The following is a 26,987-nucleotide window of genomic DNA, read 5'->3' on the forward strand; positions in this document are numbered from 1 at the left end:
GTTCGGTTCAGCACACGGAGCGCACTATGGTCTATCAGATCACCCTCAATTTTGAAGACGGCGTAACTCGGCTTATCGACTGCGAAGACGGCGAGCGCATTACCGACGCCGCGATTCGCGCCAAACTCAATATTCCCCTCGATTGCCGTGACGGCGTGTGCGGTACCTGCAAGGCCGTGTGCGAATCGGGCGAATACACGACGGGTGACTGCACGGATGAAGCCATCAGCGCGGAAGAGCTGGCCCAGCGCAAAGTCCTGACCTGCCAGATGAGCCCGAAGTCCGACTGCGTGATCCAGATCGCGTCGAGCTCGACGGGCAAGAGCGCTCGCATGCACCAAGGCCGTCTGACGTCGATCGAGCGCGTTTCGGAAAGCACCATTGCATTCGCCGCCAAACTCGAAGACCGTGTTGGTCTCGAATTCAAGGCCGGTCAATACGTGAACGTGACGGTTCCGGGCACGGATCAGACGCGCAGCTACTCATTTTCCTCAGGGCCCCAAGACCGTGACGTCTCGTTCCTGGTGCGCAATGTGCCGCAAGGCCTGATGTCCACGTGGCTGGCCGAGAAGGCGAAGGTCGGTGCTGCGATCGAGTTCAAGGGTCCATACGGCGGTTTCTATCTGCGTGAAATCGGGCGTCCGGTCCTGATGCTGGCCGGTGGCACGGGGCTCGCACCGTTCCTGTCGATGCTTGACGAGGTCCTGAAGAGCGGCGGCAGCAAGTATCCGATTCACCTGATTCTGGGCGTGAATACGGACAACGATCTGGTGTGCGTTGATCAACTCGAAAGATACGCGAAGCTGATCCCCGGTTTCACGTACGCAACGGTTATCGCGGACAAGACGAGTGCTCACCCGCGTAAGGGTTGGGTCACCGATCACATCGAGGCCGCTCAAATCAATGACGGCGAAGTCGATATCTACCTGTGCGGGCCGCCCGCGATGGTCGATGCAGTAAGCAAGTATCTCAAGGACCAGAACGTGAATCCGACGAGTTTCCATTATGAAAAATTCGCTACGGCGGCGCCTGCACAAGCTGCTGCTCCGGCTGCGGCTTCTGTAGTCGTATCGCAAGTGGTGGATGCGCCCGTTTCGACCTCGGACGCGGTCAGGGCTCTCGAACTGGGCTTGCTGCTCGGTCGCCTGAACACAGATCAGATCCAGAAGTTCGGGGCCTTCGCAGCGGCACAGAAGGCGCTGGTTCAAGCAACGGGCGATGATCAACTGGTCAAGCTGTACGCAGAATTCGCACAAAACGATTTCGTGATGAAGGCGCTGGCCAGGCACGTGAAGCATGATTCCGGGGCTATGTCGGCTCTGGCTGTAGAAGCCAAGGCCGGTGGTTGCCCGTTCCACGCGATGATCGACCAGGCGCCGGCGACCGCGCTCCCCCCGTACTCGCATGAATTGAAGTGGCCCGAGGGTATGGAGCCATTCAAGGTCGTTGACGACGGTTCGCAGGGCGACCCCTACGCTCACTACGAGTGGATGCGTGAAAACGCACCGGTTCTGCGCTGCCAGTCCACGACGTCCGACGTCTGGTTCCTCTCGCGTTACGAAGACGTGTTCAAGGCCGTCCGTAACACGAAGCTGTTCTCGTCGGAAGTGGTGAAGCCGGTGCCGCTCACGTTCCTCACGCTGTTTGACGGTGAAGCACACTCGCGTCTGCGCACGATTCTGCAACCGTCGTTTACGCCGCTGGCAATCGATCCGTTTGTTGAAGCGGTGACCGCACGTGCCAACGAACTGCTGGATGCGATGATCGCCAAGGGCGGTGGCGACGTGGTTCAAGACTTCTCGATTCCGCTGTCGATTCGCACGATTTCGGCCATGCTGGATGTTCCGGCAGAAGACGAAGAGAAGATGAAGTTCTGGTCGGACGAAACCTTCTCGTACTTCGGGCGTATTGCACGTAACGCGCTGGGCACCGGTACCGATGAGCAGAGTGCTAACGATTTTTGGGAATACCTCCGCGTCCAAATGCTGAAGCTCATGGACACGGACAGCCAGTCGATTGGCGCGCACATCGCACGCATGTGGAAGGACGGGCTGCTCAGCGAGAAAGAGGCAAAGGAGCTGTGCTCGTTCGTGTTCATCGCCGGTCACGATACGACGACTATCCTGGTGGCCAACGCGTTCCGTATGATGGCCGAACAGCCGCACCACCTCGAACGACTGCGCGCCAACATGGACGACTGCGAGAAGTTCGTGGAAGAGACGGCACGCTATCGTGGCACCGTTCAACGCGTGTCCCGCGTGACGACCGCTGATACGACGGTCGCCGGCGTTCACATCCCGAAGGGTTCGATCATTCGACTGCTGCTGTCCTCGGCCAACCGTGACTCGCGCAAGTTCCCGGACGGTGAGACGTTCAACATCGACCGCGATAACGAAGCACACATGGGCTTCGGAAACGGGATGCATAAATGCTTGGGTATGCCGCTGGCGAAGCTGGAGACGCTGCTGTCGGTGCGTGCGCTGGCACAGAAAGTGGGTTCGATCTCGCTCGATGCCACGAAGGAAATCAAGTACGTGCGTGGCAACAACTTGACGAACTCGGGACCGGAGCAGTTGTTTGTCAAGCTCACGGGCGCTAACCCAGCAGGAATCGCTCCTGGGCAGTAGAACGATACTCGGTTGGCCGTTCTCCCACTTGTTTGCGGAAGAAACGGCCGAAGTAGGCTTCATCCTGGAATCCTAGTTCGTTGGCGATTTGCTTCACGCTCATCGTTGAATAGCCGAGTAGTCGTTTCGCTTCATGGATAGAACGTGCGTCGATAGCCTCGATCGCTGAAGTACCAAATGCAGCATGGCAGATTCGGGAAAGTTGGCCGGTGGTTACGCCCATGTCTTTGGCGTACTCACCGACTGCCCGACGTTCCCGACAGTGCCTGTCGAGTAGGGCGCGGAATTTTTCAATTCTGTCGGCCAGTGTTCGTTGCTCGGGATTCGCAGCCAGTTTCGCACTTTCGCTAAGACGTCCAACCTTAACGAATAAAGCGATCATCCGTGCAGCACCCGCAGCGAGCTGCCAACGCGCGTCTACCAGCGTCTCTTGTCGGATCGATTGAAAAACGGTCTCAAGCGGGGTGCCCTTGTCAAGGTTGAGTATTCCCGACAGAACTGCCGGAGTTCGAACGAATTCCAGTAGATCTGGGGCCAAGGCCATGATCACGGATTCGAGTGCTGGCTGAGCCGCCGTAACAACGTGTCCCTCAATGTCGTTCGCGAAGTGGAAGTTATGCACCGATTGTGCAGGGACCGCGATGAGGCAGGGGGCCTGAAATGTCCAGGTCCTGCCGTCAATCGAGGTCTCTCCACCACCGTGGGTGATGTATAGAACCTGGATGAGGGCACGGTGGACGTGAGGCTTGATTTCGAAGTCGAAAAGACTGGCACGTAGTGAGATTGGCTCGTAATGAACCATATCGTCATGAGGTGCATTGCTCTCCGCTCCGTAGAGCACGAAGTTCGAAATCGCATTTTGCTCCTGTTTCACGGTTTGTCCTGTTATTTGAATGGTTTGTCCATTGTCACATAGTTGGCCTGCGTGTCAAATGGCGTAGCGATTCTCTATAGAAGCAACCTTTCCAAAAAAGTTGGGTATCCATATGAGTCAAGAAATCCAGAATCCGGTACAGCCTGGGCTGCACCTGAATGGCAAGATCGTTGTCGTGACGGGCGCAGGCTCGGGTATCGGTGCCGGCATCGCACAGGCGTTCGCGCGCGTGGGGGCCCACGTTGCTCTCGTGGATAAAAACTTCGAGGGTGCGAAGGCCGTAGCCTTGTCGCTGCGTGATGAGGGTCTGGTTGCATTGCCCTTCGCTTGCGACGTATCGGATGAGAAGTCGGTAGCCGCTGCCGCTGACGATGTGCGTGCCACGATGGGTCCGGTCAACGCCCTGATCAACAATGCGGGCTTGCTCCGCGCAGGTTCGCTGGAAACGGTTTCGATCGAGGACTGGAATCTCTCGCTGTCCGTGAACCTGACGGGCTACCTGCTGTGCGCTCGTTCGTTCGGCAAGGATATGCTGGCCGCAGGCAAGGGCAGCATCGTTCACGTGGCTTCGATCGCAGCACTCAATCCGCAAACGAATAGCGGCTCGTATTCGCCGGGTAAGGCAGGTGTGCTCCTGCTCTCGCGCCAACTGGCAGCAGAGTGGGGCCCCCGTGGTGTGCGCTCGAACTGCGTGCTCCCGGGCATGATCCGTACTGCACTGTCGGCCAAGTTCTATGAAGAGCCGGGTTTCGAAGAGCGTCGTGCGCAAGTCGTGGCCTCGCGTCGTATCGGTGAACCGGAAGATCTGGCAGGACCCGCACTGTTCCTGGCCTCGGACCTCGCGGCCTACGTCAACGGCGCAGAGATTCTCACCGATGGCGGTCTGAACTGCATGCTCATGGACCAGGTTCCACGTCCTGGTTTCAACGCCGTGCCTGCAAAGTAATCAACAACAAGGAAGTCAGACATGACAAAGATAACTTGCGATTTGGTGGTCGTTGGTTCCGGTGCAGCCGGACTTGCTACGGCAATCACTGCAAAGAAACGCGGCCTCAATGTTGTGGTCGTGGAAAAGGAAGCAGTGTTCGGTGGCACAACCGCACTGTCAGGCGGCGTTCTCTGGATTCCGCTCTCCCACTATGGCCGTAAGCAGAATCAGGCGGACTCGGTAGAGAAGGTCAAGCAGTACCTGCAGGAAGAAGCGGGCAAGAATTACGACGACGCTGCTGTCTCGTGCTTTATCGAGAACGGCGCGAAGATGGTGGACTTCTTCGAGAAGGAAACCGAGACGAAGTTCGTACCCACGATGTATCCCGATTACAACCCGCATAAGCCAGGTGGACAGGATATCGGCCGCTCGATTTTGGCCGCGCCGTACGACATTCGTGGCCTCGGCAAGGACATGAATCGTCTGAAGCCGCCGCTCGAAACGATCACGTTCATCGGCATGATGTTCAATTCGAGCAATGCCGACCTCAAGCATTTCTTTCAGGCAACGAAGAGCTTCAAGTCATTCTGCTACGTGGCAAAGCGTCTGGCCACACACGTCAAGGAACTGACGCTCTATCGTCGCGGCATCAACGTCACGAGTGGTAATGCGCTGGCCGCACGGCTCGCGGCCTCGGCGCTGAAGCTCGCCATTCCGATCATGACCTCGACGCCGGTTCGTGGTTTGCTGACCGAAAATGGCAAGGTCACGGGCGTGCGCGCTGTGGGCTCGGACGGTGAAGTCCAGATCGTGGCAAAGCACGGTGTTGTGCTAGCAGCAGGCGGCTTCCCTCACGACCTCAAGCGACTGGCCCAAGTCTACCCGCACGTCAAGAATGGGGGCACCCACTTGAGCCCGACGCCGGAAAGCAATACCGGTGACGGCGTCAACATGGCCGAGAAGGCTGGTGCAGCACTGGGTATGGGCTATGCCGACGCCAGCGCATGGATGCCGGTGTCGAAGGTGCCGCTCAGTGGAGGTCGTACCGGCGTGTTCCCGCACCTGCTGGACCGCTACAAGCCTGGCATTATCGGTGTGCTGTCCAATGGCAAGCGCTTTACCAACGAATCAAATTCGTACCACGACGTTGGTGCAGCACTGATGCGTGCATGCGAAGGCAAGCGTGAAACCGCGATGTGGCTCATCTGCGACAAGGATGCGCTGGCGAAATACGGTCTGGGCTACGTCAAGCCTGCACCGATGCCGACCGGTGGTCTGATCAAGAAGGGCTACCTGATCAAGGGCAAGACCCTGCGTGATCTGGCGAAACAGTGTGGTATCACCGCGGACACGCTGGAAAAGACGGTCGCTGAATACAACAAGGGCGCGGTCGTCGGCCAGGATATGCAATACGGTCGCGGCACGACGGCGTTCAACCGCTATCTGGCGGACCCGGAAAACAAGCCGAATCCGTGTGTCGCACCGGTCCAAAACGGTCCGTTCTACGCGGTCAAGGTGCTGATGGGCGACCTCGGTACATTCGACGGTATCGAAACTGCGGTCACGGGCGAGGTGCTGCGTAAGGATGGTTCGCAGATCGAAGGTCTGTACGCAGTGGGTAACGACCGCAAGTCAATAATGGGCGGTGCTTATCCGGGCGCTGGTATTACCCACGGTCCGAACATGACGTTTGGCTACGTCACGGGCAACACGATTGCAGACAAGGTGAATGGGAAGGGCGCATGGTAAATCTCGCAAAGCCGCTGGTGGATCACCGGACGTACACGATCGCACTTCGCAAGATGCCGGAGTTTCTGGAGGTGTTCAATCGATTGGCCATACCGATTCTGCTCGAAACGCTCGGCCATCCTTTGGGATTCTGGACCTCGATGGTTGGGCCACAGAATCAGTTCACCCATTTGTGGGGCTATGAGGATCTGGACGACTACGAGCGCCGTTGTCGAGCCCGTGACACACACCCGGACTTCCCCAAGTATCTGGCAGCGTCGGGCCATCTGATTACCGCGCAAACGACCCAGCTTATTCGCGCTGCATCGATGTCCGGCGTCGCAAAATAACAGCATTGCAGCTGGGGCCTGGTGAAGCAATAAGGTATACGACTTATTAATGGACGAGTCCAGGCTGGGCCCCCGTATAACTTAGATGAAGTGCAGGTTCCACTGACCGTTATTGACAGAAAACGCTGCCTTATACGAGCGCCATATAACCCGGAGAAAACTCGTCGGTGAGCAGTTGACCTCCGAAGTGTTCGGCGGTGCCAGCAGGTGCGAAGCGCGTGGTGTGCACGTTCGATCTGCGGTCGCATCGCGGTGAACATCCGTACAGGTTGGATGACCGTGCACGGAGACGGCAAGCACTGTCCTGTCCGCAATTGCACACTGCGCGAAAAGGGCGGTTATCTGCTTTGAGGAAAACGGCCTGGACACTCAACTCAGCCCTGATCGACGGCTTGCTCGACGGTGGGCAATGGACGGGTAGCGTTCTTTTCCGCCTCCGCGCGCTTCAGTCCGAGCGTTTGCAGCAACATTGCTGCCGTGCGCTCGGGAAAATGCTCGCCGCTACAGCCCAGTTCTGTCAGCACGCCCGCCGCGCTCGCACCCGGCACGACGAAGTTCAGCTCCGCGGCGATGGCACACAAACCGTGCCGCCCACTGCGAGAAATCCGATGAACGGGTCCGCCACCACGAACCGCTTCGCCGCAATCCCGTTGCCGATGTCGCGCAGCACTCGCTGACCGAGTCCGCGGCTCATCGCGCGTGCAGAAAACCCTTCACGTATCAGAGAACGTCCCCACACGGGATCATGCTCGCCCGAACGCCGCCTGTAAGGCGATCGAGCATGTTCGTGAATTCTTCAAACACGTTGTCGACAAGCGTCGCATCGATCGCTTCCTTCGATTCTCAGCCTGAGAGCAGCGTCGAGCAGGCGGGCTCGCGTCCCACGCTTGCGGCGCGCACCCCGCGGCTCCCGTTCTTCGGCAACGGGAGCGGTGGCGACGGACGCCGCAACGGTGGAACGCTTGCCTGCCCGGCGATTTGTCGTGTTGGTCATCGTGATTCCCGATCTGGGCATACCGCGCAGTAGATTCGAATCTCTATATTGACAAATTCATCACCGATGAGTTTAATGTCATCAACGGCTTCGATCAACCGATTCGACAGAACCGATGGAGTGACCATGGAGACAGCAGCCAAAAACGGCGGGATCGCGCGCGCCCCGCATTGTCCTGCCCGCCCGCCGATGCGGGCATGCCGCCAGTAAGGCGTCTTTCGAAGCCGAATCGGCCATCGCGACCCCCCTGTTCAGATTCCGACATGAAACTGACTACTGCACAGCCCGCTCGTCATCCCCATCCAACGGCAAAAGCGACAGCATTGACCTATCTGGTATTCGAGCGACCCGACCTCGAACAAGCGGAGCGTTTTCTCAACGACTTTGGGCTTCGAACGGTATCGCGGGACGAGGCGCTGCTCCTTCTGCGCGGGACAGACGCTTCGCATTTTTGTTATGTGGTGCGTAGGGCGTCGAAAGCGCGGTTTGTAGGGTTCGGCCTGCAAGTCGGCAGCCGCGAGGAGCTTGATGCGCTGGCGAAGCTGCCGGGTGCGTCCGAGGTAGAAAACTCCGCGCTACCGGCCGGCGGCTGCGTGGTGCGGCTGACAGACCCGTCCGGTTTCGCTATCGATGCGATATGGGGCCAGGCACCCGCGTCAGCGTTGCCGCACCGTCTGCCGTTGCCATTCAATTCCGTCGATGCAACCGTTCGCGTCAACGATACGCAGCGGCCGCCCGAGCGCGCTCCAGAGGTCATCCGGCTAGGGCATGTCGTACTCGAACTCGCCGACTTTCAGGAAACCTGTGCCTGGTACACGCGGCACTTCGGGTTTATCCCTAGCGACGTGCAGGTGCTTCCCGACGGCTCGCCGGCGGTCGCGTTCATGCGTCTCGATCTTGGCGTCAATCCGGCCGATCATCACACGCTCGCTCTCGCTCAGGGATTCGCCGCGACCTACAGCCATAGCGCTTACGAGCTCATCGACGCGGACGCGGTCGGTATGGGCCAGCGCGTTTTGCGCGACAGTGGCTGGACGCACGCGTGGGGGATCGGCCGACATATCCTGGGCAGCCAGATTTTCGACTACTGGCAAGACCCGTGGGGCGACAAGCACGAACACTATTGTGACGGCGACCTGTTCACGTCCGATGAGCCGACGGGAATTCATGCCGTGAGTCGGGAGGCAATGGCTCAGTGGGGGCCGACCATGCCGCGCAGCTTCACGAAGCCCAGATTCACGCCGACGAGCGTTGTGGCGCTTTTCAGAAACTTGCGTCGCAGCCCTGACCTGACTCTGAGAAAGCTGCGAACGCTGGCAAAGATTTTCGCCTGAAACAGGCATCCCTACTGATCCGGAGAATTGAACAATGGCACTTCACGTCCTGCATTATCTTCATCATGGCCGTGCCCAATGGGGCGTAGTCGCGGAGGGCGCCATCACGCCGATTCCAGGCGAGTACGAGTCGACCGCCGCGTTCATCGAAGCCAATCCGGTGGAGCGGCTCATGATACTCAGCGGTCCATCGATTCCCGAATCGGAGGTGCAGTGGCTGTCGCCCATAACCGCCGACCAGCAGTTCATCTGCCAGGGCGCGAATTACCGCCAGCATATGATCGAGTCCGGCATGGACCCAGACGTCAAGAAATTCAACATGATTTTCACGAAGGCACCGAGCTGCATCGTTGCGGCGGACTCGGCCATCGTGAAACCACGCGCGGTGCGATTCCTAGACTATGAGATCGAACTCGGTCTCGTGCTGAAACGCGATATCACCTCGGCTGAAACTGTCACCGAGGAAAACCTGCACGAGTACATCGCGGGCGTTGTGATCGTCAACGATTATTCAGCGCGTGATATCCAGATTCCGCAGATGCAGTTTTACAAGGGCAAAAGCTTTCGGACATTTGGCCCTGTCGGCCCTTACCTTTGCCTACTCGAGAAGCATGACATTCCGAAACTGAAAGAGCTCGTGCTGACGCTGACGGTCAACGGAACCGTCCGCCAGAACGACACTACTGCTGGCCTTGTCTTTGGCCCGGCAGAGACTCTGACTGAGCTTTCCCGTGTGCACGACCTGCGCACGGGTGACCTCCTTGCAACCGGCACACCATCTGGATGTGCGCTGAGCATTCCTTCACCGGAGAAGCAGCGCGCTGCGGCGCAGTTGCCCGAAGAAGAAAAATGGCGGCTTTTCCTGAAGATGCAGGAGGACAGGCCTCAGTATCTTCAGGTGGGAGACGTTGTCGAGGCATGGATTGTCAGCCTCGACCGCTCCATCAATCTGGGCGTGCAGCAAAACGTCGTCGTTGAAGAGGCAGTATGAAAGACGCCGCAAAAGGACAGGATGTTCTCGCTATCGAAGCATCGGGACAACCGCCGGAGCTGCCGTCGAGCACCTACGAAATGATCTGCAGGGGCGCTGCCATCAATCCATCGGCGCCCGCGCTTTCCTTCTTTCGAACAGCCGATGACTATGCCAACCCGGAGTGCTGGACGTACAGCGACCTGTTGCGTGATATCAGGCGCACTGCAAACATGTTTTCGCGACTGGGCGTGGAAAGGAACGCCGTCATCGCCTATGTGCTGCCGAATCTGCCTGAAACGCACTTCGTGATCTGGGGGGGCGAAGCGGTGGGCATTGTCTGCGCGATCAATCCGCTGCTTGAACGCGAAGCCATCGGCGAGTTGTTGAAGGCATCGGGTGCCAGCGTGCTCGTAACGCTCGCGCCGTTCCCCGGGACTGAACTATGGCAAAAAGTGCAAGCGGTGTTGCACCACGTCCCCGCCATTAAAGATCTGGTGCTCGTTAATCTGGCCGATCGGATACCGGGAGAAAAAGGATTAGAAGCCCGGATCCTGCAACGCGGCGAAACCGCAAGCCTGCATGGCAAAGGCGGCGTGCGCAGCGCGGTTCCAGCGCAGATCCGGATCCATGATTATGGCACCGCAATGGCGAGCGAGTCCGGAAAATCGCTCGACGACTCGCCCTCGGCGCGGATCGACGATATCTCATCCTGCTTCTGCACGGGCGGCACCACGGGATTGCCGAAGATCGCGATGCGCCGGCACCGCAACGAGGTTGCCAATGCGTGGAACACGGGGCGGTTTCTCGGCGAAAGCATCGGTCCGGGTAGAACGATATTTTGCGGACTGCCGCTCTTTCATGTGAATGCCGTGATGGTGACAGGTCTGCTGGCGTTTTCGCGCGGCGCTCATGTCGTTCTCGGCACGCCGCAAGGATATCGCGGCGACGGTGTTGTAAAGCGCTTCTGGGAAATCGTTGAACATTACCGCATCAATTTCTTCAGCGGGGTGCCAACGCTCTATGGGTCACTGCTCGAGGTTCCTATTGGCGAGCACGATATCAGTTCGCTCGAGTATGGGCTGTGCGGTGCCGCGCCGATGCCAGTCGAATTGCTTCGCAATTTCGAGCATCGCACGGGGATCCAAATCCTCGAAGGCTACGGACTCACTGAAGGCGCCTGCGTGAGCAGCGTTAATCCACCGCTTGGCGAACGCAGGGCGGGCTCGATTGGCCTTTGCGTTCCGGGTCAGGCAATGAAGGTCGTAGTGGCCGATGAGGCCGGCCGGTATACACGAGATTGCGCGGCAGATGAAGTCGGCCAGCTGGTGATCTCCGGACCGAATGTGTTCGTTGGATATTCCAGGCCAGAGCAGAACAGTGGGATCTGGATGGACCTTGGCGACGGCGAACGTTGGCTCAATACCGGCGATCTCGGGCGCCGCGATGCCGACGGGTACTTCTGGCTCACTGGCCGGAAAAAGGAGCTGATCATCCGGGGTGGCCACAACATCGACCCTGCGGCTATCGAAGAAGCCTTGCATCGTCATCCGGCGGTACAGATCGCCGCCGCGGTGGGCCGGCCCGACGCGCATGCGGGCGAGTTGCCGGTTGCGTATGTCCAGCTCAAATCAGGCGTCACGACAACCGAAGCGGAACTGGCCGCATTTCTGCGCGCCAGCATCAGCGAGCGGGCTGCGCTTCCAAAGGCAATCCGCGTCATCGATACGATGCCGCTGACAGGCGTCGGCAAGATCTACAAGCCGGCGCTGAAATGGCGAGAAATGGCGGACGCATTGCGATCCGCACTCGTTGAAGCCGGCATCAACGATGCAGCGGTGAGCATCGTCGAAGACAGCGCTCGCGGGCTGACGGCTCATGTCGAGCTTAACAGCGCCGAGCTCGATGGACTGGCGCGCGCGACGCTCGGGCGCTTTCCATTCGGTTTTTCGCTGTCCGTCGCGGCGAGCCCAGGCGGTAACGCGGGTCACGCCTAACCGCCAGTGGCATGGGTTGTCGAGCCAGAGCGGTGGCTTTGGGTTGGAGAGGAAGATGGGCATTGAATCGGAAACGACTTTGCGATCGCTTGTTGAAAAATGGCTCGGTCCCATTTCGGCAACGCCGCTGCGGATTACCCGATCGGGTCGCGCGCAGTCGAATCAGGGAGTCTACGTACACATCGAACTGGTTCTGCCGGGGGAAAGGGTCGGCCTGTTCTTCTTCCGGCATTCCGATGGTTCGTGGCGGGTCTTCCCGCCGGAGGCTGCGCGCCCGTCAATGCGCGTTCACTGACATAACCGGTTATCGAGATCGCGTCGGAATCTCATGCCAGGCATAGACCTGTAACCGGACGCTGTTTCTGGCGGCACGAAGAAGAAGCGCGGTGGAAGGCATCATAAGAGACGCGCGAAAGCGCGTCATTTAATTTAGTACGACTGCATAAGAAGCGGGCCTGATGTCGTTCGATGCAATCGAACGAGAGCCATGCCGACACCAGGCGGTCACGGGCGCCCCATGCAGCGCCCTGACCGGTAGGCGAGAAAAAAGTATTCAGCCAATGAGACAGGAGAAGACACGTGATGAAAGACAGGAGAACGGTTCGATCCGCTGGTTTTGCGGTGTGCCTCGGCGCGGCCGCGCTTGCTGGTAACGCGAATGCGCAGACGGCAGGGAGCTTCACCGTGGCGACCGGATGGCTCCACGTCGCGCCACAGAGTAGTGCAACGCCGCTGACCGTGGAAAGCGTGGGTGGAATGACAGTGAATCAGCAACTGCCCGGTACGGGGGCGCACGCGACGTCCACGGACACAATGGGGATCACGACCGAGTACTACGTCACCGACCACATCGGGGTTGCGACGCTCATCGGACTCCCGCTCACGGTGGATCTGGTCGGGGATGGCGCGCTCGCGAAGTATGGCACTCTGGGCTCGACGCGGCCGATTCCACCCGCGCTTGTCTTTCGATACCACCTGCTTTCCGCCCAGTCGAAGTTCCGCCCTTTCATTGGGCTAGGCGTGAACTATACCTGGTTCACCCAGGTGCGCACGACGAACAGTCAGTTTGTCACTGACAGTCTCGGTCCAGGTGGGTCGGCGCACGGATCCCTCAGTTCGTCCTGGAATCCGGTATTCGAGATCGGGGCTTATTACGCGATCACTAACCACTGGTCCGTGGGTGCCAGCGTCGGTTACGTTCCTGTAAAGACTCACCTTACGCTGGACGGGACTACGGCTAAAGGGACGCAAATCGTTTCGACATCGACGATCCGTCTCAATCCCGTAAATGTCTTCCTGAATGTCGCCTATACCTTCTAACCACAAAGGACAGCGTTTCAGGCGCCGGACACGGTGCAACACGTTCAACCAGTTTAGAGGTTCAAATGCACGACAAAGTGAGCGAATGCGGCGCTTCGAAACACGCTGATGACGCCCCGAAGGTCGTAACGCTGCGGCGTACGGGTCCGGTCGCGCGCGCGGCAGTAACGGTTGCGCACGCGTTCTGGCCATCTCCTGCTTCAATGTTCCAATTCGGGTGAAACGATGAAGCGACAAGTGCTCAAATCGATTCTGTTCGCGCTGCCCAAAGTACTCGACCTGACGGCACGCCGTTTCCCCGCCTATCGTCAGCGCCTCAAGGAGCGGAACATCGTCGCCCAGATCGGGCTGATGGACCGGAGCCTCGGCCGCGTCGTCGAAATCAGGAACGGTCGCATCCGATCGCGCGCTTGCACAGGTTGGCAAGCCGACGTGAGCATTCTGTTCAAAGACGTCGGCACGGCCCTGAAATTCCTTTCCCCACGGCAGGACCATGCTGAAATTATTCATGCGGCAAAGAACTTCAAGGTGGTGACGGAAGGCGACGATGAACTGCTGGTGTGGTTCATGCAAACGCTCAGTATGATGCAAACCATTGGACTGCCGATGGGCACGCCAATGCGGGACGGCACACGCCGGTACACGACCTGCACGAACGGTGGCCCATTGTTCGTGTACGTGAAGGATGGTCGCATCGTTCGGGTGACGCCCATCGATCTGGACGCCAGGGACGCTGCCAGCTGGGAAATCGAGGCGCGCGGGCGCCGCTTCAGCCCACCACGGCGAGGCCTCGTTGCACCGCACGCATTGGCGATCAAGTCGCTTGTCTATTCCGAAAAGCGGATTCTTCATCCGTTGAAGCGGGTTGATTTCGACCCTGATGGCGAGCGCAATCCGCAGAACCGCGGCAAGTCGGGCTACGTGCAGATCAGCTGGGACGAGGCGCTGGACATCGTCGCGAAAGAAATCAACCGGCAGAAGCGTGTTCACGGTCCCGGCTCGATTACGTTCCCCATGTCGTCGCATCATCAGTGGGGGAACATCGGCTACTACCTCAGCGCGCTCACCCGCTTTGCCAATCTGATCGGCTTCACTCGGGTTGCCGCGAATCCGGACAGCTGGGAAGGCTGGTACTGGGGTGCGATGCATCACTTCGGCAATTCGATGCGCGTCGGTGTGCCATCAGGCTATGGCGGCATTGAAGACTGCCTGAAGGAGGCGGAAATGATCGTCTTCTGGTCTTCCGATCCGGAAAGCACTAACGGGGCGTATGCGGGCTTCGAGGGTACGCCGCGGCGCCTGTGGGCCAAAGAACTGGGCATCGAGTTCGTTCACATCGACCCACACTGCAATCCGACCGCGCAGTTGCTGGGCGGGCGTTGGATTCCCATTCGACCGCAAACCGATGCAGCTCTCGCGACCGCGATCATGTACGTTTGGGCCGTGGAGGGCTTATACGACGAGGACTACGTTGCCAACCGCACGACCGGCTTCGACGAGTGGCGCGCGTATCTGCTGGGCGATACGGACGGCGTGGCGAAGACGCCCGAATGGCAACAGTCCGAGACCGGCGTGCCCGCGAAGGATGTACGGGCGCTCGCTCGCCTGTGGGGAAAAAAGAAGGTCTATCTCTCTGTCGGCATGACAGGCGCGGGCTTCGGCGGGGCAGGACGCGGCGCGACCGGGGCGCAATGGGCGCGCTGCATGATCATGATGATGGCGATGCAGGGGTGGGGTAAGCCGGGCGTCAATTTTGGGTGTCTGCAGTTGGGTGCTCCGCACGACCTCCACTTTTATTTCCCGGGCTACGCGGACGGCGGGATGTCCGGCGACCTTGCGTGGACCGCCAATGCCGTCAACAACTATCAGCGCATGCCGCACATCCTGACGATGAATCCCGTCAAACAGATGGTCCCGCGGCAGCAGCTACCCGATGCCATCATCAACGGCCATGCGACGGGATACCTGTGGGACGGTATGTCTCAGGAAGCGCAGTTCGCGCCGTTCAGCTACCCGATGCCGGGCTATTCACCGATCCACATGATCTATCGCTATGGTGGCTCTTCCTTCAGCACCGTCACGAAGTCCGGACGCTGGGCCGATGCTTATCGACATCCCAGCATCGAGTTCGTGGTGAACCAGTCGATCTGGATGGAAGGGGAGGCGCAGTTCGCCGACATCATTCTGCCGGCCTGCACGTCGCTCGAGCGATGGGACATCGGCGAGTGGTCGAATTCGGGTGGGTACGCGCATCATGGCTTCAACACCGTCAATCATCGTATGGTGACGATGCAGCACAAGTGCATCGAGCCTCTGGGCGAATCCCGCTCGGATTACGATATCTTCGCCGCCATTCTGACCCGTCTTGGTCTTGGCGGTGTCTTCACCGAGGGCTGCGGCGAACTCGATTGGGTCAAGCGAGTATACGAATCGGCGGATCTGCCCGATCACGTTTCTTGGCGCGAATTCTGCCGCAAGGGCTATTTCGTCGTACCGCCCGAAAAGCCGGAATTGCGCCATCCCGTGGACATGCGCTGGTTCGCGGAAGGGCGTCGCAAGGATCTGCAAGAACCGCATCCGATGCCGTCGCAGCACGCCGAAAAATTCGGCATGGGCCTGCAGACGCCGAGCGGCAAGCTCGAGTTCATACCCGAGTTGCTGAAGCGGCACACCGCCGACAACCCCGAGCGGCCCGCACTGAACCGGTATATCCCGTCGTGGGAAGGTCTGCGCTGCGAGCGGGCCGGGCGCTATCCGCTGCAATTAATCGCAACTCACAGCCGCTACAGTTTTCATACCCATTGCGACGGCAAAAATTCGTCAGTCAACAGCGTCGAGGATCATCGTGCGCTGATCGGCGGGCATCGCTTCTGGCTGCTGAGGCTCGGGTTCGCAGACGCGGCCGCGCGGGGCATTGCTCATCGTGACCTCGTCAAGGTCTACAACGACCGCGGCGCCGTAATCTGTGCGGCTGATGTATCTGCTCTGTTGACCCCAGGCGTCGTCAAGTCATACGAGGCGAGCGCGGAATTCCAGATGATCGAAGTAAACGGCGAACGTGTCGAGATTGGCGGCTGCATGAACATGCTCACGCCCGACCGCTCGCAAACGGCAGGCACCAGCAGCATGAGTCCGAACTCATGCCTCGTGCAGGTCGAAAAATGGAAAGGCGCCGATGCGTTCCTGCTCGGTCGTGCAGCGTGAGGAGAAACGCCATGAGCAAGTGGAATCTGGTTATCAAGGTCGGGCGCTGCGAGAACTGCCAGAACTGCGTGATCGCCGCGCGCGACGAGCACGTTGGCAACGAGTTTCCCGGGTACTCGGCACCGGCTTCGGCCAATGCCGAAAGCAGCATTCGCATCATGCGCCGCGTGCAAGGCGATTCGCACATGGTCGAGACGACGTACTTGCCGGTCATGTGCAATCACTGCGACGAGGCACCATGCATGCGTGTAGGCGGCGACGCCATCCGCAAGCGCGCCGACGGCATCGTCATCATTGATCCGGACAAGGCGCGGGGCAGAAAAGACATCGTCAAGGCCTGTCCATACAAGGCGATCGTATGGAATGAAGCATTGCAACTGCCGCAGACATGGATCTTCGATGCCCATCTGCTGGATCAGGGGTGGCAGCACCCGCGATGCGAACAGTCCTGCCCAACGGGCGTTTTCGAAACCGTGAGGCTCGATGACGCCGCGATGGCAGAGAAGGCAAGACGGGAAGGACTCAAGGTTCTGGAACCGAGGCTAAAAACCAGTCCGCGCGTCTGGTACAGCGGCCTCGATCGTTGGGAAACCTGCTTTATCGGCGGCAGTGTCAGCGCGCAGGTGGGGCAGGTCGTCGAGTGTGTCGCAGATGCGGCCGTTGCGTTGTACTGGTGCAGTCGGAAAGTGGCCGAAACCGTAACCGACGCGTTCGGCGACTTCCGGTTCTCGCGGCTCATCAAAGATAGCGGCCATTATCGGATCGAGATTCGTCATGCGCTGGGCAATGCGTCGCGCGAATGCGTGTTGGGCGAGAGCGTGTATGTCGGCGAGATCGGCCTCGTGCAGTCGACGAATGCGGTTGAAGTCGACTGATGCTGGCGCTGTGTGTCCAGCCATGAAACCGGTACGCGTGACACGCGCATGCAAAAAAGAGCAGACGCGAGAGCGCCTGCTCGACGCAGCGCGCCGTTCGTTCATCGAGCGGGGCCTGGCCGCGACGAGTGTGGAACACATCGCCGAAGCGGCCGGTTACACGCGTGGCGCCTTCTATTCAAACTTCAGCAGCCAGCAGGAACTGCTACTCGAATTGCTGCAACGCGATGTAGAAAAGACGTGTGCGGACTGGCAGGCGATCATCGAATTGCCTGGCGCGTCGCACCAGGAAAAGGTTCGCGCACTCGCGCGTCTGAGTTGCGCTGAATTCGACAATGATTGCTTCCCGCTGTGGGTCGAAGCGGGCCTTCTCTCGTCGCGCGATAGCACGGTTCGGGAGCGGGTCACCGGGTTGCGGCAAAGGAAGCTGGCGAAGCTGGCCGCGTGTCTGTGCGCAGGCGCGCGTCCAGGCGACGGCGGCCGGCCTGCTCAACCTGAGGCGCTCGCGGTGGGCCTCCTCAGCCTCTGCGACGGTTTGCGTTTCTTCCGGCTGTGCAATCCGGAAGAGATGACGGACCAGGCGATCCGAGCCATTATGGCGGCCTTGTTTTCCTGCACTTCGTCCGGTCCGGTACCGGAGAAACCCGAGTCGCTGGATGAAACCGGTGCGATAGTCCGCTTCCACTTACGCTCTTAGATCAATACGTTACGGAGGCTAACGTTGATCTATCGCAAAGCACTAGCGGGCCTGGCGAGGATACTCGTGAGCATCACAAACTCACTGAGGAGCGACTGATGGCTCAATTCATGAAAGCTGCGGTAGTCCATGCCTTCGGCGAGCCGCTGCGGATAGAAGAAGTGGCGGTTCCTGCGCCCGCTGCGGGTCAGATTCTCGTCAACGTGAAGGCGTCCGGGGTCTGCCACACCGATCTTCATGCCGCCGATGGTGACTGGCCGGTCAAGCCTCGGCTGCCGTTCATCCCTGGTCACGAGGGTGTCGGATATGTCGCGGCGATTGGCGCGAGAGTCACGCACGTGAAGGAAGGCGACCGCGTTGGGGTGCCGTGGCTCTATACCGCATGCGGTCACTGCGAATACTGTCAGACTGGCTGGGAGACGCTTTGCCACGAGCAGCAGAATACCGGCTATTCCGTGAACGGTAGCTACGCCGAATATGTGGTCGCCGATCCGGACTACGTAGGTCATCTACCGAACGGGGTCGCGTTCGACGAAATCGCGCCAATCCTCTGCGCCGGGGTCACCGTATACAAAGGCATTCGGGTCACGGACACCCGGCCCGGTCAGTGGATCGCCATCTCGGGCATCGGCGGCCTCGGTCATGTCGCGGTCCAGTACGCCGTCGCGATGGGTCTGCATGTCGTTGCCGTGGATGTCGCGCCCGACAAGCTGGAACTTGCGCGCAAACTCGGCGCGCAAATCACCATCGACGCCTCGACGTCCGACCCTGCGAGCGAGGTCCAGAAACAGATCGGTGGCGCACATGGCGTTCTCGTGACCGCTGTCTCGCGCGGTGCGTTTGCGCAAGCGCTCGGCATGGTGCGCCGCGGCGGTACCGTCGCGCTGAACGGCCTGCCGCCCGGCGACTTTCCGCTGCCGATCTTTTCCACGGTACTGAATGGCATCACGGTTCGCGGTTCCATCGTGGGCACGCGTCGCGACCTGCAGGAATCGCTCGAATTCGCGGCCGACGGAAAAGTGCGCGCACATATCCACCACGAGCGGCTAGAGAACATTAACGAAGTGTTCACCGCATTGCGCGAAGGCAAGGTCGACGGCCGCATCGTACTCACTGAACTTTGAATGAGCCACTGCCTGGTGCCGATATCGCGCGCCGTGCTCATCCAGTTGAGGGTTCATCGCTGACCAAATGACCGACGGCATTGATCCACGTCAGCTGGGCTCGGTGCCGCACGAGTAGTCTTCACGAGTTGCACGTCAATCGGTGGGCGCCTGCGAGTCCTCCCGCGAGACAGCCGGGGCGGCTGCGCGCGCCCTCGGCCAATGTCGCGCTGAAATGGGCCGCAGACTGTCCCGGGGCAATGCAAAGCTCGCGAGCAGAGCGACCGCACACGTTCCTACGACGTAGTAGGCTGGTGCTGTCAAGGATCCCGTCGCGCGAACCAGCATGGTGGCGAGCAGCGGTGCAAAGCCGCTGAATACGACCACCGAAATGTTGTACGCAAGGGCGATCCCGCTGAATCGTACTTGGACGGGGAACTGATCGGCGAGGACAGAGGGCCACGTACCGCTTGCCAGTGAAAAGACCACCGCGGCGAGAACGAATAAAACGACCGGATCGACAGTGTGATTCACAAGCGCCCAATAGAACGGGTAGCTCAGCACAATCAGCAGCGCCGCTGACGTTCGCAGCAGGTATCGGCGCGCAATCTTGTCTCCCAGCCAGCCCGCAGCGAGCAGACCGAACGAGCTGACGACCAGATAGGCATTCTGGGCGATCGCCGCCGTCTGGGGCGCATAGTGCAATTGTTGAACCAGAAAGGCCGGCATGTGACCGTAGAGGATCCCGTTGACGCCGGCCATCACAGCGATAGTGAGCGCTCCCGCTGCGACGGCTTTGCCATGATGTCGCAGCGTCTCGCGAAATGGTTGCCTGGCGACGGCGCCATGCATCTCCTTGAACTCGGGGGACTCGTCCAGGTTGCGACGCATCCAGTAGGACAGGAGCCCACAAAATCCGCCGAACAAGAAGGCGATCCGCCAGCCATAGGCCGCCGCGTCGGCGCTTGAGAGGTAGCTCTGGATGCCGAGATTGACGAAAGTGGCGAGCAGGACGCCCACGTTGACCGCACAGATGATGATGCCAGCGGCGAGGCCCGCACGATGCGGTGCCGCTTCCACTGCATAGGTAATGGCGCCGGGCATTTCTCCGCCGACGCAAAAACCTTGCAGCATGCGCAACAGGATGAGCAGGATGGAAGCCGCGATACCCCAGCTCTGGAAATTGGGCAGCAAACCCAGACAGATCGTGGCCGTGGTGACCACGATGATCGAACCCAGGAAGACCGGACGGCGACCATAGCGGTCCCCCCAGCTGCTGAGGACTATACCGCCGAGCGGCCGGATGACGTAGCCGATTGCCAGCACGGAAAACGCGGCCAGCATGCTGATCAACGACGAGGCGTTCGGGAAAAACTGGGCCGCGATGTGATGCGCGAAGAAACCGTAGACGATGAAGTCGTAAAATTCCAGCGAACCGCCAAGGCTCGCAATCAGAATCATCTTCCACTGCTCCCCCGATAATCCGGGCGAATGCGTCTGGCCAGCGACGCTGACCGGGTGACGAGATATTTCCATGACTCCTCCGGGGATTGTTGGCTTCTTCGTCCAATAGGTGCGCGTGGTCGCGCTGTCTCAGCGGTTCAACTTTGTCTGCATGGCGGGCCGGTTACGCGCTGGCTGGCTGCAGTTCGGGGAATGCGTGTTCGACCAGGCGGTGCAAGGATGCGATGTCGTGTGCAATGCCGTAGACGTAGCGGTCAGGTCGAATCAGCACTGCTGCGGCGCCCGTTGACGCTAACCACGCATTCACCGCGTCTTCGTCGCTGACGATCTGGATGCCCGCCCATGCAGCGCGACTGGCGATGTCGTCATCGCCGGCGAGTAATTCGGGCAACGCAACGAGGACAAATCGATATCCGACGACGTCATCCATCAAACGCCCGTCTGTCAGGCGGGGTTGGGGCGCGATCTGTCCTACCACGGTCGACGAGGATGCGTCGAGACAGGCTCCCGGGCCGAGCTTCGGTTGTGGAGTGACAAAATTGCGAATCGCTTCGCTCATCTCGCTGTCCCTGCTGGTCGCAGCCTCGGGATTGGTCGTCTGAATGACCGAGCCGAGTTGCACCGCGGTTTCGATGAACTCGCGCACATGAGGCGAACGTTCTGATTCGTATGTATCGAGCAGCGCATCGGGCGATGTGCCACGAATGACCGCGCCGAGCTTCCATGCAAGATTCGACGCGTCGCGGATGCCGGCTGCCATCCCCTGGCCCATGAAGGGCGGTGTTTGATGCGCAGCATCTCCAGCAAGCAACAGCCGTCCGCGGCGCCAGCCGTTCGCCACGACCGAGTGGAAGGTGTAAATCGCGGAACGCTCGAGTCGGGCATCCGCCGGGGAAATCCAGCGTACGAGCTTATCCCACAGCCATTCGGGGGACGCGAGTTGCGTCGCATCGTCGCCCGGCATGACCATGATTTCCCAACGACGGCGATTTCCGGGACCACGCGTATAGGTCGTCGGGCGCGCCGGGTCACAATATTGAATGGAGAAATCGCCGAGGTCGGGTCGCGGTGTGTCCAGCAATACATCGACCACAACCCACCGTTCGTGCGACTTCAGATCCGTTAGCTCGGTGCCCATGAAACGCCGCGCAATCGAGCGCGCGCCATCGCAGCCAACCACGTAGCGGGCGGTAGCACGGCCGAGTTTGCCGCAGCTCGTGTCTTCAAAGCGCAGTTGGACGCCGTCGGTCGTTTCGTCAAGCGCAAACACTTCGTGACGCAGTCGTACATCCACGTTCGCCTGAACGGCCAGACGGTCACGCAATGCGTTCTCGAGATCGGGTTGATGAAACTTATAACTTGCGCACCAGCCGTGCGGGCCGATGCATGTGGGCCGTGCCCAGTCAATGAGGAGCTTGCCCTCGGCGTTCACGAATTTCATGCCGGGACCGACAAACAACTTCGGGAGCAGCGTGTCTGCGAGCCCGATGCTCTGAAACACCCGCATGCATTCGCCGTCAAAATGCACCGCGCGGGGCAGCGCAAAAATGTCCTTGTCTCACTCCAGCACGAGTACCCGCAAGCCTTCGATCGCCAGCAGGTTCGCCAGCGTCGCACCGGTTGGGCCGAGGCCGATCACGGCGACATCGTAGTCGCATGCGTGCAACGAAATGGTTTTATCTGACATGTCTACATCCGCTTGGTGAGTCGCCGGATGCGCGGGGGGCGCGTCCGGCAACGATCTTTATGCTTCGTCGGCAATCGGATTGGAGAGGACGCCAATCCGGTCGACTTCCACTTCGACCCGGTCGCCGGGCTTCATGAACAGCGGCGGATTGCGTTTTGCACCGACGCCGCCGGGCGTGCCGGTGACGATGACGTCGCCCGGAGCGAGCGGCGTGAAGGTCGACAGGTAGGCGATCTGCTTCGCGATGCCGTGAATCAGCATCTGCGTGGTCGCGCGTTGCACTTCCTGCCCATTGAGGCGAGTAACGAGCGTCATGAGGGCGTTCGGTTCGATCTCGTCACTCGTCACCATCCACGGCCCGAACGCGCCGGTGCGATAAAAGTTCTTGCCCGGTCCCCACTGGGTGGTGTGACGCTGCCAGTCGCGCACGGAGCCATCGTTGTAGCAGGCGTACCCGGCGATGTGATTCCAGGCGTCGGTTTCGGCGATGCGCCGTCCGCCACGCCCGATGATCACGGCAATCTCGCCCTCGTAGTCGAATTGCCGGGACTCGGGCGGACGCAGCATCGGCTGCCCGTGACCCACCTGCGAAGCCGGGAGCCGCATGAAAATAACCGGCTGCTCGGTGGTTTCGCGATTGGTTTCCTTGACGTGCTCCGCGTAGTTGAGTCCCACGCAGAAGATCTGTTCGGGGTTCGGAATCACCGGCAGAAGCGTCACTTCAGACAGCGGGTAGTCGCCCTTACCAGCCTGGGCCGCCTGCGCGGCTTCCCCCAGCGCGTCGGCGGCAAGCAGTGCCTTCAGGTCGGCATAACGATTGTCCAGGCGCTTGCCGAGATCAACGACGCTGTCGTCGCGAACGACGCCGAAGGAGGGGCCCTGATGGGTAGAAAAGCTGACGAGTTTCATTGACGCTCCAAGTAGATAAAAATTCAGGAAGATCAACGCTAACACAAGAAAGTCGTGCATTTATCGTATTTTGAGAATAAGCTATGTTTAACGATGAACACAACGTGTTTTTCGTTAGGGTTTATCACTACAGGAGGCGAGCATGGAAGGTACGAAGAGAGCGCGACGCGGGCTGTCACTGAGCCATATGGGCTTCTACGTGAGCGATATGGCGCGGGTGGAAGACTTCTATTCGCGGGTGCTGGAGTTCACCGTAACGGACCGCGGCATGCTGCGGACGCCGCACGGCGAAGTGCGGCTCGTGTTCTTGAGTCGTGATCCCGCTGTTCATCACCAGATCGTGCTTGCGAGCGGTCGGCCCGCGCATCTGGCGTTCAATCCGATCAATCAGATCTCGTTCGAAGCGGATAGTCTCGACACGCTAAGGCAGTTTTACGCGCGCTTTGTCTCGGAGGGGCTGGAAGAGATCAACCCCGTCACGCATGGCAACGCGATTTCGATTTATGCGCGCGACCCCGAGGGCAACCGGCTGGAGATCTTCATCGACACGCCGTGGTACGTCGATCAGCCGATGCGGGTGCCGGTCGACTTTGACTTGCCTGACACAGACCTGATGGCGGCCGTTGAGCACCACGCGAGCGCGCTGCCAGGATTCAGACCGAGAACCGATTGGCAGGCCGAGATGGCCGTTCGTATGGGGCTTGTCTAACTCGTTGCTTGAGCGGTCGGCTGCGCATCGGGCAACAACAACGTAGCGCCCTGCGTACAACAGGGGGCAGCCGCGCACTCAACCGTTTTCCGTGTGTGAGCCGGGAAGGCCGCGGGAGAGCGCGCTAATGGCATAATCCGCTCACATAGAAGGAGCCAGCACCTCGATGTCGAGCATCACCCGGCTTTTATCCATACTCGAACTTTTTTCGGAGGCAAAGCCGTTCTTGTCTGCCGAAGACGTTGCCGCCGAACTCGATTGTTCGGCTCCGACGGCCTATCGCTACGTGCGTGAGCTCGTGGATGCTGGCCTGCTCGTCCGGTTTACAGGTGGAGATTACGGTCTCGGTCCTCGCATCATCAGGCTGGATTACCACCTGCGCGCGTCGGATCCATTGCTTGCGGTCGGCCAGCCAATCATGCACGAGTTGAGTGAGCATTCCGGCTTCGATGTAGTGATGTCGCGCTGGTACGGAAACGAGCTTGTTGACACACATAGGGAGACGCACGACGCGGCTCTTGACCTCCGGTACAGTCGAGGCCGTCCGAGGCCTCTGTTTCTCGGAGCCGCTCCTAAAGCGATCCTTTCCAGCTTTCCGAAGGCCAAGCTCGCGACCCTGTTCGAACAGTATCCCGAAGACATTGCGCAAAGCGGCCTTGGGACGACGCTCGAAGAGTTTCGTGCGTCATTGCTCAAAATCCGACGCGCGGGTTTTTATCTTTCAAGAGACGAGCTGGAACGTGGAGTTTCGGCACTAGCGTCGCCACTGTTCACCGACGACTCCGGTGAAGCGGTCGGATCGTTGGCATTGATCATTCCGACCCAACGACTCGAGTTCGCAAATCTAGAGCGTCTCGTCGAAACGCTAAGGGAAGCAGCGGGGCGAATTTCACAGCGCACGCGGGCGGCTATCGAAAGCCGGGCGACTGCGACAACTGGCTCGTCGCAGACCGTCTCGCCAGTAAAGCGCTCAGCGTAGTTCACTGCCATCTGCTCCCAGGAGCAGCGGTGCAGTTCGATCGCCTTCGAAGACTCGTTTCAAAACCGACTTGAGACGTCTCGTATGCCTTCGGATGGATGCCAGACGCGACCAGCTTGGCAGCAGCGTTGCGAAGTTGACGGGCGTCCGCTATCGAAAGATCGGGGAATCGGCCGAGAGTGTAGCTGCAGTCCTTGCCATCAAACCGGTAGTCAAATTCCCCGACTTTCGAGCCCGAGACCGACACCCGCAACTACATGGAATCGCGATCACGAAGTTTATAGGGCTTGCTCCGCGGTTTGGCGTTCTGCAGGAGTGGGAAGGTGAGCTTCATGGAGTTCTCCTTGGCGGACAACTACCATAAGGTTTACCCGCAATTTACCCGCAAAACCGGCGGAAGCAGCCGGATTTCGTCGGCCTGAGTCGGACGTGCCGATCGCCACCGGATGCGCCACCGAAGCGAATCCATAGCGTCTGACCCATTCGCTGTACCCCTTGACCAGAAAGGCTCCGGAGCGTTCTATGTACTGCTGGCGGGACGTTTGATAGACCACCCGCAGCGCGAACCACGGCACCTGAGGCAAGTCATGATGAATCAGATGATAGTTGTTGTTCAGGAGCAACTTAGGGGCACGCAGACCCTTACTGGTTGGAGATCGGCGGTTGCTTCTTGAATGGAAACGTGAACTTTTGCCTGCAATTTGCCTGCAGGAAGCGACTGCTGACTGCAGCAAGGCTTTTGAAACATTAGCGAGCGGACAGGAGAGGACTCGAATTGAACACATAACCAATTGAAAAATAACGAGAAACATGATTCCACTGGCGACAGTATACGTACTCGTATACGCAAAAAACATTGGACGTCAGCGGCGCATTGTGGCTCTCATGGGACGAATATTCGCTCGGGACGACGCTACCCTGGATTCTCCGAAGAGCTAGTTCCAACGCTGAACAAGTGATGAACGTTCGTCGAATCATCGAAGAGTTGGGAATGGACGTTGCGACCCCCGACGACGCACGGGAGCTCCTCCAGCTAAAGGGGGACCTGAAGCTGCACAATCAGCAGGCGGCGTAGAAGACATCGTGCGTGGGAGGCCCCAATCACGTGCGCCTATGTCCGATCACGCGCGACGAGATGCTGCCGTTGCCCCGCGTTGCTGGACAGTGGTCCCGCGGGCCAGCCTCACTGGTGGCGAGCTATCTGCGGGCAGTGACAGCATCGATCTCGCGGCGGTTATCATCCCCACCGGCCGCCCTGAGTACGTCTACTTGCCGCGGGCGAGTGCCTCGTGGCCGCTCGCTGCCTGGAGATGTAGGGTGGCAACGCCAACTACTGCCAGTTGATAGTGCTTCGGACCGGTGGCGTTTCCATCGTTACATCAGACCGGTGCCACGGCAGTCTAGCGCTATTTCCAACAGCGCCAGATGATCCAATGCCGATGTCGCCGCGCAGGACGTGAGCCGAGCGATGACTCCCAAATCATCTCCTCGGTTTGCGGGGCAGCCCGCCTCATGCACGAGAGGGCTGCGCAGATCAACTGAAAAGGAACCGATTATGAACGCGCTGGGCACCGCCCTTGACAATTCAAATGTGAATGACAATGCGACGGCCGTTGAGTAGATGTATGTCGGTCCGCCACGCCCCACCGTGTGCTCCACGGTTGAGGAGGAACGCTTGCAACGGAAGCAGAGGCTGGCAGCAAGCTTCCGACTATTCTCGAAGTTCGGGTTTGACGAGGGGAGTGCGGGTCATATCACCACACGGGACACAGAGTTCACCAACACCTTCTGGGTGAACCCCTTTGGCATGCATTTCAGTCTCATCAAGTTCTCCGATCTAATCAGAGTAGATCACAACGGCAATGTTGTTGAAGGTGACCGGCCTGTCAATGCGGCAGCATTCGCAAATCGTTCCGGCATTCAGGCAGCACGACCGGATTCAGTTGGCGCTGCCCACGCCACTCTATCCACGGTCGAGCCTTCTCAGCTTTGGGCCGCAAGCTCGACCCAATCTCCCAGCACGCTTGCCCCTATTACAACGATCACGCGCTTTATGATGGCTACGGCGGCGTTGCCGTCGAGCTAGACGAGGGACAGCGCATCGCCGAAGCGCTAGGAACATGTAAGGCCGCAATCTTACAGAATCACGGATTGCTTACCTGCGCCAACGATTCGCCAGAACAGCGCGAATGCTCCTGTTTTTTGAGGACGAACGCGTATAGGTTAGGCGAACAAGTA

Annotated in this window: 20 protein-coding genes and 4 pseudogenes; 17 read left to right on the plus strand and 7 right to left on the minus strand. The window is 59.5% G+C overall.

Annotation, left to right across the window (positions count from 1 at the left end; translation table 11 throughout):
* Positions 1 to 26: 26 nt before the first annotated feature.
* The gene (gene benC, locus AB3X86_RS10665) at positions 27 to 2,627 is read left to right on the plus strand and encodes a benzoate 1,2-dioxygenase electron transfer component BenC (protein ID WP_368595933.1); all 2,601 of its coding nucleotides are present in this window, start codon (positions 27 to 29) and stop codon (positions 2,625 to 2,627) included.
* Here the strand turns inward: benC and AB3X86_RS10670 are convergent.
* Complete coding sequence (locus AB3X86_RS10670) at positions 2,596 to 3,501, minus strand: helix-turn-helix domain-containing protein (protein ID WP_368595934.1); 906 nt, start codon at positions 3,499 to 3,501, stop codon at positions 2,596 to 2,598. The genes benC and AB3X86_RS10670 overlap by 32 nt on opposite strands.
* Before the next feature lie 112 nt (positions 3,502 to 3,613).
* Here AB3X86_RS10670 and AB3X86_RS10675 point away from each other — a divergent pair, with 112 nt between their 5' ends.
* From AB3X86_RS10675 to AB3X86_RS10685, 3 genes are read left to right on the plus strand one after another with little or no spacing between them, the layout of a single operon-like run.
* Positions 3,614 to 4,447, plus strand: coding sequence for an SDR family NAD(P)-dependent oxidoreductase (locus AB3X86_RS10675; protein WP_176106316.1), 834 nt, complete (start codon positions 3,614 to 3,616; stop codon positions 4,445 to 4,447).
* Between the two features lie 21 nt (positions 4,448 to 4,468).
* Positions 4,469 to 6,178 (plus strand): FAD-dependent oxidoreductase, encoded by a 1,710-nt coding sequence (locus AB3X86_RS10680; RefSeq protein ID WP_368595935.1) that lies wholly within the window; start codon positions 4,469 to 4,471, stop codon positions 6,176 to 6,178.
* Positions 6,172 to 6,507 (plus strand): NIPSNAP family protein, encoded by a 336-nt coding sequence (locus AB3X86_RS10685; protein WP_368595936.1) that lies wholly within the window; start codon positions 6,172 to 6,174, stop codon positions 6,505 to 6,507. Before AB3X86_RS10680 ends, AB3X86_RS10685 begins: the two co-directional genes overlap by 7 nt.
* Before the next feature lie 374 nt (positions 6,508 to 6,881).
* On the opposite strand, the pseudogene AB3X86_RS10690 reads toward AB3X86_RS10685, so the two are convergent.
* Positions 6,882 to 7,501: pseudogene (locus AB3X86_RS10690) on the minus strand (TetR/AcrR family transcriptional regulator).
* A 263-nt stretch (positions 7,502 to 7,764) separates the two neighbouring features.
* Here AB3X86_RS10690 and AB3X86_RS10695 point away from each other — a divergent pair.
* From AB3X86_RS10695 to adhP, 9 genes are all read left to right on the plus strand, one after another.
* Positions 7,765 to 8,835: a VOC family protein gene (locus tag AB3X86_RS10695; RefSeq protein ID WP_368596305.1), complete on the plus strand. Its 1,071-nt coding sequence runs from the start codon at positions 7,765 to 7,767 to the stop codon at positions 8,833 to 8,835.
* Positions 8,836 to 8,869: 34 nt separating this feature from the next.
* Positions 8,870 to 9,826 (plus strand): fumarylacetoacetate hydrolase family protein, encoded by a 957-nt coding sequence (locus AB3X86_RS10700; RefSeq protein ID WP_368595937.1) that lies wholly within the window; start codon positions 8,870 to 8,872, stop codon positions 9,824 to 9,826.
* Positions 9,823 to 11,802, plus strand: a complete 1,980-nt coding sequence (locus AB3X86_RS10705; protein ID WP_368595938.1) for an acyl-CoA synthetase — start codon at positions 9,823 to 9,825, stop codon at positions 11,800 to 11,802. Before AB3X86_RS10700 ends, AB3X86_RS10705 begins: the two co-directional genes overlap by 4 nt.
* A gap of 55 nt (positions 11,803 to 11,857) precedes the next feature.
* On the plus strand, positions 11,858 to 12,097 hold the full coding sequence (locus tag AB3X86_RS10710; RefSeq protein ID WP_368595939.1) for a hypothetical protein: 240 nt from the start codon (positions 11,858 to 11,860) through the stop codon (positions 12,095 to 12,097).
* A 287-nt stretch (positions 12,098 to 12,384) separates the two neighbouring features.
* Positions 12,385 to 13,122 carry an OmpW family protein gene (locus AB3X86_RS10715; RefSeq protein ID WP_368596306.1) on the plus strand — a complete coding sequence of 246 codons (738 nt, stop codon included), beginning with the start codon at positions 12,385 to 12,387 and terminating at the stop codon, positions 13,120 to 13,122.
* A gap of 225 nt (positions 13,123 to 13,347) precedes the next feature.
* Positions 13,348 to 16,326 carry a molybdopterin-dependent oxidoreductase gene (locus AB3X86_RS10720; protein WP_368595940.1) on the plus strand — a complete coding sequence of 993 codons (2,979 nt, stop codon included), beginning with the start codon at positions 13,348 to 13,350 and terminating at the stop codon, positions 16,324 to 16,326.
* Positions 16,327 to 16,337: 11 nt separating this feature from the next.
* Positions 16,338 to 17,201, plus strand: a complete 864-nt coding sequence (locus AB3X86_RS10725) for a 4Fe-4S dicluster domain-containing protein (RefSeq protein WP_368596307.1) — start codon at positions 16,338 to 16,340, stop codon at positions 17,199 to 17,201.
* 22 nt (positions 17,202 to 17,223) lie between these two features.
* Positions 17,224 to 17,898 carry a TetR/AcrR family transcriptional regulator gene (locus AB3X86_RS10730; RefSeq protein WP_368595941.1) on the plus strand — a complete coding sequence of 225 codons (675 nt, stop codon included), beginning with the start codon at positions 17,224 to 17,226 and terminating at the stop codon, positions 17,896 to 17,898.
* 98 nt (positions 17,899 to 17,996) lie between these two features.
* Positions 17,997 to 19,022 carry an alcohol dehydrogenase AdhP gene (adhP, locus tag AB3X86_RS10735; protein WP_368595942.1) on the plus strand — a complete coding sequence of 342 codons (1,026 nt, stop codon included), beginning with the start codon at positions 17,997 to 17,999 and terminating at the stop codon, positions 19,020 to 19,022.
* Between the two features lie 135 nt (positions 19,023 to 19,157).
* Here the strand turns inward: adhP and AB3X86_RS10740 are convergent, their stop codons facing one another.
* The 3 genes and pseudogenes from AB3X86_RS10740 to AB3X86_RS10750 form a co-directional block, all read right to left on the minus strand.
* Positions 19,158 to 20,537 carry an MFS transporter gene (locus AB3X86_RS10740; protein WP_368595943.1) on the minus strand — a complete coding sequence of 460 codons (1,380 nt, stop codon included), beginning with the start codon at positions 20,535 to 20,537 and terminating at the stop codon, positions 19,158 to 19,160.
* A 91-nt stretch (positions 20,538 to 20,628) separates the two neighbouring features.
* Positions 20,629 to 22,152, minus strand: a pseudogene (locus AB3X86_RS10745) (bifunctional 3-(3-hydroxy-phenyl)propionate/3-hydroxycinnamic acid hydroxylase).
* A 57-nt stretch (positions 22,153 to 22,209) separates the two neighbouring features.
* Entirely contained in the window at positions 22,210 to 23,061 is an 852-nt protein-coding gene (locus tag AB3X86_RS10750; RefSeq protein ID WP_368596308.1) for a fumarylacetoacetate hydrolase family protein, read from the minus strand.
* A gap of 142 nt (positions 23,062 to 23,203) precedes the next feature.
* Here AB3X86_RS10750 and AB3X86_RS10755 point away from each other — a divergent pair, with 142 nt between their 5' ends.
* Entirely contained in the window at positions 23,204 to 23,770 is a 567-nt protein-coding gene (locus AB3X86_RS10755; protein WP_368595944.1) for a VOC family protein, read from the plus strand.
* Between the two features lie 166 nt (positions 23,771 to 23,936).
* The gene (locus AB3X86_RS10760) at positions 23,937 to 24,749 is read left to right on the plus strand and encodes an IclR family transcriptional regulator (protein WP_368595945.1); all 813 of its coding nucleotides are present in this window, start codon (positions 23,937 to 23,939) and stop codon (positions 24,747 to 24,749) included.
* Between the two features lies 1 nt (position 24,750).
* On the opposite strand, the gene AB3X86_RS10765 is transcribed toward AB3X86_RS10760, so the two are convergent.
* Positions 24,751 to 24,996, minus strand: a complete 246-nt coding sequence (locus tag AB3X86_RS10765; protein WP_368595946.1) for an Arm DNA-binding domain-containing protein — start codon at positions 24,994 to 24,996, stop codon at positions 24,751 to 24,753.
* A 31-nt stretch (positions 24,997 to 25,027) separates the two neighbouring features.
* A pseudogene (locus tag AB3X86_RS10770) lies at positions 25,028 to 25,372 on the minus strand (fatty acid desaturase); the annotation flags it as partial.
* Positions 25,373 to 25,707: 335 nt separating this feature from the next.
* Here AB3X86_RS10770 and AB3X86_RS10775 point away from each other — a divergent pair.
* The gene (locus AB3X86_RS10775) at positions 25,708 to 25,824 is read left to right on the plus strand and encodes a hypothetical protein (RefSeq protein ID WP_368595947.1); all 117 of its coding nucleotides are present in this window, start codon (positions 25,708 to 25,710) and stop codon (positions 25,822 to 25,824) included.
* Positions 25,825 to 26,406: 582 nt separating this feature from the next.
* A pseudogene (locus AB3X86_RS10780) lies at positions 26,407 to 26,909 on the plus strand (class II aldolase/adducin family protein); the annotation flags it as partial.
* Positions 26,910 to 26,987: the final 78 nt, after the last annotated feature.

Origin of the sequence: Paraburkholderia sp. BR14374, from assembly GCF_040948685.1 — a bacterium.
Lineage (GTDB): Bacteria > Pseudomonadota > Gammaproteobacteria > Burkholderiales > Burkholderiaceae > Paraburkholderia > Paraburkholderia youngii.

Bases quoted from the DNA above. Each gene is read 5' to 3' on its own strand.
- benC (WP_368595933.1), top strand. From the start codon at position 27: ATGGTCTATCAGATCACCCTCAATTTTGAAGACGGCGTAACTCGGCTT.
- AB3X86_RS10675 (WP_176106316.1), top strand. From the start codon at position 3,614: ATGAGTCAAGAAATCCAGAATCCGGTACAGCCTGGGCTGCACCTGAAT.
- AB3X86_RS10680 (WP_368595935.1), top strand. From the start codon at position 4,469: ATGACAAAGATAACTTGCGATTTGGTGGTCGTTGGTTCCGGTGCAGCC.
- AB3X86_RS10685 (WP_368595936.1), top strand. From the start codon at position 6,172: ATGGTAAATCTCGCAAAGCCGCTGGTGGATCACCGGACGTACACGATC.
- AB3X86_RS10695 (WP_368596305.1), top strand. From the start codon at position 7,765: ATGAAACTGACTACTGCACAGCCCGCTCGTCATCCCCATCCAACGGCA.
- AB3X86_RS10700 (WP_368595937.1), top strand. From the start codon at position 8,870: ATGGCACTTCACGTCCTGCATTATCTTCATCATGGCCGTGCCCAATGG.
- AB3X86_RS10705 (WP_368595938.1), top strand. From the start codon at position 9,823: ATGAAAGACGCCGCAAAAGGACAGGATGTTCTCGCTATCGAAGCATCG.
- AB3X86_RS10710 (WP_368595939.1), top strand. From the start codon at position 11,858: ATGGGCATTGAATCGGAAACGACTTTGCGATCGCTTGTTGAAAAATGG.
- AB3X86_RS10715 (WP_368596306.1), top strand. From the start codon at position 12,385: ATGAAAGACAGGAGAACGGTTCGATCCGCTGGTTTTGCGGTGTGCCTC.
- AB3X86_RS10720 (WP_368595940.1), top strand. From the start codon at position 13,348: ATGAAGCGACAAGTGCTCAAATCGATTCTGTTCGCGCTGCCCAAAGTA.
- AB3X86_RS10725 (WP_368596307.1), top strand. From the start codon at position 16,338: ATGAGCAAGTGGAATCTGGTTATCAAGGTCGGGCGCTGCGAGAACTGC.
- AB3X86_RS10730 (WP_368595941.1), top strand. From the start codon at position 17,224: ATGAAACCGGTACGCGTGACACGCGCATGCAAAAAAGAGCAGACGCGA.
- adhP (WP_368595942.1), top strand. From the start codon at position 17,997: ATGGCTCAATTCATGAAAGCTGCGGTAGTCCATGCCTTCGGCGAGCCG.
- AB3X86_RS10740 (WP_368595943.1), bottom strand. From the start codon at position 20,537: ATGGAAATATCTCGTCACCCGGTCAGCGTCGCTGGCCAGACGCATTCG.
- AB3X86_RS10750 (WP_368596308.1), bottom strand. From the start codon at position 23,061: ATGAAACTCGTCAGCTTTTCTACCCATCAGGGCCCCTCCTTCGGCGTC.
- AB3X86_RS10755 (WP_368595944.1), top strand. From the start codon at position 23,204: ATGGAAGGTACGAAGAGAGCGCGACGCGGGCTGTCACTGAGCCATATG.
- AB3X86_RS10760 (WP_368595945.1), top strand. From the start codon at position 23,937: ATGTCGAGCATCACCCGGCTTTTATCCATACTCGAACTTTTTTCGGAG.
- AB3X86_RS10775 (WP_368595947.1), top strand. From the start codon at position 25,708: ATGAACGTTCGTCGAATCATCGAAGAGTTGGGAATGGACGTTGCGACC.